The sequence below is a fragment of the Moritella sp. PE36 genome, from assembly GCF_000170855.1.
Lineage (GTDB): Bacteria > Pseudomonadota > Gammaproteobacteria > Enterobacterales > Moritellaceae > Moritella.
In genome coordinates this window covers 1-6,515 of record NZ_ABCQ01000095.1, presented here as the reverse complement: position 1 = coordinate 6,515, position 6,515 = coordinate 1, and the positions used below count along the sequence as shown (strand labels likewise).

Here is a 6,515-nt window from a genome sequence, read left to right as displayed (position 1 = left end):
TGGTGTGACTGAAAAATGGTGGCATTTGCGCCGACAGTCGCAATTGCGATACAGAGAAATTTGTTGAGGTGATGAATCAACGCGGTTGGTGTGGTTATAGCGACTGGCGTATGCCGACACGTTTAGAACTACAGAGTATTGTTAATTATTCACAGGAAATACCCGCGGTTGAAATACAGTTTTTTCCTTATGCTCAAAATAGTTATTATTGGACTGCTGATATAGACATTGATGATTTGGATTATGCTTGGATGATTAATTTTGTATATGGCAATATTCAAGGTAATTTGACCAGTATTCCAAGAGTCGTTCGTTTAGTACGTAGTAGCGGTTAATGCTTGCTATACCCAAGTTACTGCATATATAGCGTGTGTGAAATCGGGATTAATCATAAAAGGGCCATTAAAATGAATATCACTGCAATTAGACCTTTTTTATACATCATGGCTGTTATGTTATTGCTAGTCGCACCAATGAGTGCGCGAGCGCTTGACCAACGCTGTAATGATAATGCGTTAACATCCACGCCGGCGGAGCGTTTTATTAAGCATAATGATGGTTTGGTATTTGATAAGGCAACAAGACTGGAATGGCAAATGTGTGTAACAGGTTTACTCGGTGCGGACTGTGAATTGGGCGAGGTTCGTTATTTTTCTTGGTGGGATGCAGAAGCTGAAGTTACAGTGTTTAACAATAGTAATGGAGGGGATACTGATTGGCGATTACCTGATATCAAAGAGCTTTACAGTATTATTGAAACAGCCTGTGAAGAACCCAGTTTAAATAAATTGGTGTTTCCCAATCATCCTTTATTACCTGCAATCTCCAAATCTTGGTCAAGTACACCAAGCAGCCGTTATATCAGTCAGGCCTGGCAAATCGAGTTCCAGAATGGATTATTATATACGCTTGAAAATGATACACAATTAACGGTTCGCCTTGTACGAACTTGTGATGTGATATGCCAGCAGGCATATGATTAATCAGCATTTACTTCACCATATTTATATTGTGATTTATTATTGCACTTGTTATCCGAATTAAGGGTAATATAAAAATCATTATTTATAACTTAAGGGTATTAAAAAAGTCATGTTATTCAGTTCTCGCCATATTATACGTTTAGCGTGTATTTTTAGTTTGCCTTCAAGTTTTGTCTATGCAGAAAACAGCGTAAATGTTGCTAGTTCAACTCAATCTCAAGCGGTAGCCGTAGAAGAGATAACTCAGAGTGAAAGTACCGATGTGATAACAATGGAGCCTCCGGCCTTATCGGTCAATCAGTGGGGGCTTGCGATAGGCATGCGCCGTGCCGATATTCCTTTCGCTGTATCAGAGGTGAGTGAAGATACCGCTGTGTATGATATTTTGCCCCTCATTAGATTTGAAAATGACTATGGATTTATTAATGGCTTAGAAGGTGGCGTGCATTTATGGAAAAACGCGGATCATCAAGTCAATGTGTATAGCCGATTTCGATTTAATGACATCCCTAAAGAATTTCAGAATCAAATCAAAGGTCAGTCTTTCGACTTTGGCTTCCAGTACCGTTATTTCGATGGCCCATGGGAAGCGGATATTGCGGTGTTGTCAGATAATTACAAGCGAGCTTATGGTTACACGAGAGCGCTGTATCGTTGGAAATATGATAGCTGGACATTGATCCCTTTTGCGGAATTGAAGTGGAAAAGTGCTGACTTTAATGATTATTACTATGGCTTTGACCTTGAGCAAGTTGGTACAGGTGTGTCTGCCAGTGGTGGTATCAAAGGTGCTTATCATGTCGCCAGTAACTTGCATCTAATTGGCCAGTTTGGTGTAACGCGATTGGAAGATAACGTTTATGATTTAGAGAGAGTGGAAAAGAATTACCAATTGGAGTCTTTCCTTGGCATTGCTTTTTACCCGGATCCAAATAAACCATTTGTACGCACTGCAGGCAAAGCAAAGAATGATGAATACTTACGTTTAGCCCATGGCTGGGCAACGCCGTCTAATATTGGCGATATTTTAAAGTTTAACACCGAGCGCGATGATGAAAATAACCAAATGAGTTCGGTATTTTATGGTACTCAGGTTGCCGATAGCTTGCTGACGATGCCGATTGATATTTACTTTACGCCAGGTCTGGTGTGGCATTATAGTTCCGATGTGCAACAAGATATTGCTGAAGTCGTGCTGGCAATCAAAGCGTTTTATACGTTTGACTTTGGTCCTCGCTGGCGTTTAGGTATTGCTGAAGGTTTGTCTTATGTATCAAACATTACTTATATCGAAGGCTTTGAATTAACAGGTGAAGACGGTAAGCGTGGTTATGAAAATTCATCGAAGTTACTTAACTATCTTGATTTTTCGTTAGATGTGAATGTTGGTGATATTTTTAATAACAAGGCATTAGCGCAAACCTGGTTTGGTTATAGCATCCATCATCGTTCTGGTATTTTTGAAAGTAGCTCGGTATTTGGTCGAATTAAAGGTGGCAGTAATTATCAAACCGTTTATCTACAGTGGCACTTTTAGTTTAGATCATTCGTTAGCCCAATAATAAACACGGCGCAGTTGATAATTGTTGCTAAATAGCTATTTTCATCAACTGTGCCGTTATTCTATCTGTTTATCTTACGCTGTAACTTATCTTATTAACTCTGCTCACCTGTCGATTTATTATGTTTGTGTGCAGCGGCTAAGTTACCAACGGTATTTTTGTCTTCGTTGCTATGTGCTTCAGTTGACCAAGCATCATTGAGATTATCGTAATAAGTTAACGCATCTAATCCCAATAATTTTTTCAATATACGGCGCTCTGTCAGACTGCGATTAACAAACTCTGGCTCGTGTTCATGCATCTGCCTTGCTTCTTCATGTAATACGGCTTCATCGTGACGACGGAATACCTGCCCTGCACGGTGAGCCTGATTAGCTCGCATACCCAACGCCTTTAATGTTTCTACCCCTAAGCTGATACCAGAGTCGAGCGATTCTCGAAACACATGATCGGCGCCGAGGCGGATTAGTTGCTGGGCATGGTTACGGTCTGTTGCACGTACCAATACCGTTAGGTGCGGAAAGTGTTTTTTAACCTTAATTAAAATACGCTTGGTTCTGCTGGCACTTTCCACGGCAATAATAAACAGTTTGGCGTTATCTGCGCCCGCGGCGTGTAATAAATTGAGCTGCTCGGCATCGCCATAAAATACCTTGTATTTGAACTGTTGTAATAATTCTATCTGGCCGACGTCATTTTCTAAGATAGTGGTATTAATATGGTAACCATGCAGTAATCGCCCAACCACTTGTCCAAAACCACCGAAGCCAGCAATGATGACGGAGCTGTCTGTATCATCGGGGATTTGATGCTCTGGTGTCGCTTTATTGTCGGCATGCGGTACTTTTCGCTTGAATGTTGGAGCGATGATTTTATCGTTAATAATTAATAGTAGTGGTGTGAATACCATAGATAAGGTGACCACTAAAACCAGCAAACTGGCTATTTCGTTATCAAAAACTTGACGTTGTAGTGCGAACGAGGTCAGTACAAAGGCAAACTCACCGCCTTGTGCGAGGGCGCAAGAAAATAGCCAATTTTGACTACGCTGGATCTTGAATACGATGCCAGTGATAAATAGCACGATAAATTTAACCGCAATCAGTCCGGTGACGAGTAGCGCAACTAATATCGGTTGATCAAGCAGCAAGGTAAAATCAATGCTAGCCCCGACAGAGATAAAGAATATACCTAATAATAAGCTTTTGAATGGTTCAATATCACTCTCAAGTTCGTGGCGATATTCGCTGTCAGCGAGAACCACACCAGCTAAGAAAGTACCGAGTGCGGCAGATAAGCCGACTGCTTCCATCGCTAACGCGATACCAACAACCAGTGCCAGTGCTGTTGCAATGAAAATTTCACGCGAGCGTGATCCCGCGATAATGCGGAGTAGCGGCACCACCAGAAAGTGACCGCCGATGATGATACCGGCAATCACACCAGCAATCATCAAAGCACTGAGCCAGGCTGATGTTGACGATTCAACGATCGCCGTGTCCTGTATGACTAACAAGGGCAGTATCGACAGGATCGGGATAACTGCAATATCTTGAAATAACAATACCGCAAAAGCATTTTTACCTGCTTCGGTTTTCATTAATTCTCGTTCTTGTAAATTCTGCAATACAATCGCAGTCGATGATAATGCCACGATTAAGCCGATGGCGAGTGCTGTTTGCCATGCCAGACCACAAGTGAGTAGTATTATAAAAATACATAAGGTCGTTGCGCACAGCTGTAAGCCACCTGTGCCTAAAATAGGCATTCTTAACTGCCATAACAAGGCCGGTTTTAATTCTAAACCGACTAAAAAAAGCATCATGACTACGCCAAATTCGGCCACGTGCATAACATCTTCTTGATTGGAAATTAAGCTTAATGCATAAGGTCCAACAATTGCACCAGCAATCAAATAGCCCAGTACTGAGCCGAGTCCCAGGCGCTTTGCGATTGGCACCGCTACGACACCCGCGGCAAGATAAATGAAAATATTAAATAATACGCCATGTTCCATGATTAACAGTTCTCCTGTCTTGCAGCAACAGCGTCATCATTCTGTTGTTGTAACGTTAATAAGAGTTGGCGGTATTCTTTCGCTTTACGTGCAATTCGGGCTGGGTCGTGACGTTTATGAATGTCATGAACAACAAATGGAGTGAGGTATTCTAAATTACACAGTTTGCTCATTTGGCTAAACGGTAATAAAAATTGGCTAATATCATGTTCATTGTAGCCTGCGGTAGAGTAAGAATTCATACTCCCGCCTGTGGAGATGGCCAGCATTATTTTTTTTCCAACCAGTTTATCGCCGTATTCACCATAAGCAAAACCATGTTCGAGTACCAGATCTTGCCACTCTTTTAATATTGCCGGGCATGAATACCAGTAAAGTGGGAATTGCAAGACGATGATGTCGTGATTAAGTAATAAAGTTTGTTCATGTTTAATATCGATAAATGAATCTGGGTAGGTATCGTAGAGATCGTGACAAGTAATGCCTTCAATGTTTTGAATTTCATTGAATAATGATTTATGTGCAATTGATTTTTGTAATGCAGGATGGGCAAATAAAACGAGAATTTTGTGCATATGATTTTCAATCATCCTTTATTGAAATAGATCTTTATACTGGCATTCAATAGCTTAGTGTCTAAAGTGTGTGGTTTTTGAATTCTTCTTGTTTAAGCTTATAATATAAAACAAATTATTTCAGTGTTTATTTAGCTATTCTGGCTGATATCACTGATATATATGTTATTTTCCAATTATTGCGTGGAGCTTGCTTGAAACGCCATTAAGTATTCTATATTAGAGTCGTTGTGTTATGATTTGGTGACTAAATTGATATAAATCAAAATTAATATTTAACATTATTCATTAACAATGACTTACATTGCTGGAGCGATTTTTATACATGTTCTCTAAACATTACAGCGTACTTTCATTACCTTTATTATTGGTCGGCTGTTTACTTGGTAGTGATGCAATCGCGAAACCATTGGCAATAAACGCAGGTTTTTCTGGTACGATGGGTATTAATGCAGGTGTAAGTGATACGCAAAGCCAATTTAACATTGTTGATGATAATGAACAGACTCAAGATTTAAATAACGCTGGCGAAGCGGTCACAACTGGTGTGTTGTTTCCTTTTTTCCGGTTGGCTTACACAACAGCTGATTTAAAGACGCAGTATTTTCTTGGGCAGAGTCCTGAAAACATTTTAAATAGCGCCATTCAATATGAGATTGGGGTGACACATCAATTCGATAAACGCCAAAGTATGACATTTGCTTATATACCTCATGTGCCATTTTTAAAAGAAACCTGGTCTGATCCTTTCCTTACGGGTGCGTCAAGAGAGCAAACCGATATCGATTCGAATGCCATGCGTGTGGCTTATAAATTTGCCCCTGTTCAGGTTGAGTACTCGTATGCATCATATTCGATAGAAGATGAGCAAAGCGGTAGTCAAAGTATGTCTTGTAATAACCAAAGCCGAAACTGTACAGCAGAAGAACAAGCCTCGTTAAATCGTGACAGTGATTACCACAGACTGAGTGCCGAAAGTTCAATACCTCTGTGGCAAGGCACATACGCTAAAGTAAACGTGTTTTATGGTACGCAAGATGCTAAAGGTGAAAGTCAGAGTTTTGATGAATTTCATTATAGCCTCAGTATCATGACCAAGTATGAAAGGCATTTTGTTTCAGTTCAAGCTGCGTTTACTGATCGCGAGTACGATGCCAAAAATCCAATATTTGATGAGGTTCAAGAGGATAATGCTGCCCGTTATTCATTCCTTTACTCTTATACGGAACCGTTTGATATAAAAGGTAGTAACCTTAATATTATTTATCAAAAGAAAGAGAATGATGCCAATATTGAATTTTATGATAGCTCGACAAATTTTGTGTCCGTTGGTATGAGTTATAGCTTTTAAATTAGAATTAGCAAGAACATGAAGGGG

At 40.1% G+C, this 6,515-nt stretch carries 6 protein-coding genes; 4 read left to right on the top strand and 2 right to left on the bottom strand.

From position 1 onward, the window contains the following. Positions 1-8: 8 nt before the first annotated feature. From PE36_RS23115 to PE36_RS23105, 3 genes are all read left to right on the top strand, one after another. Entirely contained in the window at positions 9-335 is a 327-nt protein-coding gene (locus PE36_RS23115) for a DUF1566 domain-containing protein (protein WP_083798040.1), read from the top strand. Between the two features lie 72 nt (positions 336-407). Continuing rightward, a complete protein-coding gene (locus PE36_RS23110; protein ID WP_006034541.1) occupies positions 408-983 on the top strand; it encodes a DUF1566 domain-containing protein in 576 nt (191 codons plus the stop codon). 109 nt (positions 984-1,092) lie between these two features. Next, a complete protein-coding gene (locus PE36_RS23105; protein ID WP_006034540.1) occupies positions 1,093-2,520 on the top strand; it encodes a MipA/OmpV family protein in 1,428 nt (475 codons plus the stop codon). A gap of 119 nt (positions 2,521-2,639) precedes the next feature. Here the strand turns inward: PE36_RS23105 and PE36_RS23100 are convergent, their stop codons facing one another. Together PE36_RS23100 and PE36_RS23095 are read right to left on the bottom strand one after the other, a co-directional pair. Then, positions 2,640-4,562, bottom strand: coding sequence for a monovalent cation:proton antiporter-2 (CPA2) family protein (locus PE36_RS23100; RefSeq protein ID WP_006034539.1), 1,923 nt, complete (start codon positions 4,560-4,562; stop codon positions 2,640-2,642). A 2-nt stretch (positions 4,563-4,564) separates the two neighbouring features. After that, a complete protein-coding gene (locus PE36_RS23095) occupies positions 4,565-5,137 on the bottom strand; it encodes an NAD(P)H-dependent oxidoreductase (RefSeq protein ID WP_043995011.1) in 573 nt (190 codons plus the stop codon). Between the two features lie 325 nt (positions 5,138-5,462). Between PE36_RS23095 and PE36_RS23090 the strand changes: the two genes are divergently transcribed. Next, entirely contained in the window at positions 5,463-6,488 is a 1,026-nt protein-coding gene (locus tag PE36_RS23090) for a DUF2860 family protein (protein WP_006034537.1), read from the top strand. The last annotated feature ends 27 nt before the right edge of the window (positions 6,489-6,515 follow it).

Excerpts from the sequence above, each read along its gene's own strand:
- PE36_RS23110 (WP_006034541.1), top strand. The coding sequence starts at position 408 with ATGAATATCACTGCAATTAGACCTTTTTTATACATCATGGCTGTTATG.
- PE36_RS23105 (WP_006034540.1), top strand. The coding sequence starts at position 1,093 with ATGTTATTCAGTTCTCGCCATATTATACGTTTAGCGTGTATTTTTAGT.
- PE36_RS23100 (WP_006034539.1), bottom strand. The coding sequence starts at position 4,562 with ATGGAACATGGCGTATTATTTAATATTTTCATTTATCTTGCCGCGGGT.
- PE36_RS23095 (WP_043995011.1), bottom strand. The coding sequence starts at position 5,137 with ATGCACAAAATTCTCGTTTTATTTGCCCATCCTGCATTACAAAAATCA.
- PE36_RS23090 (WP_006034537.1), top strand. The coding sequence starts at position 5,463 with ATGTTCTCTAAACATTACAGCGTACTTTCATTACCTTTATTATTGGTC.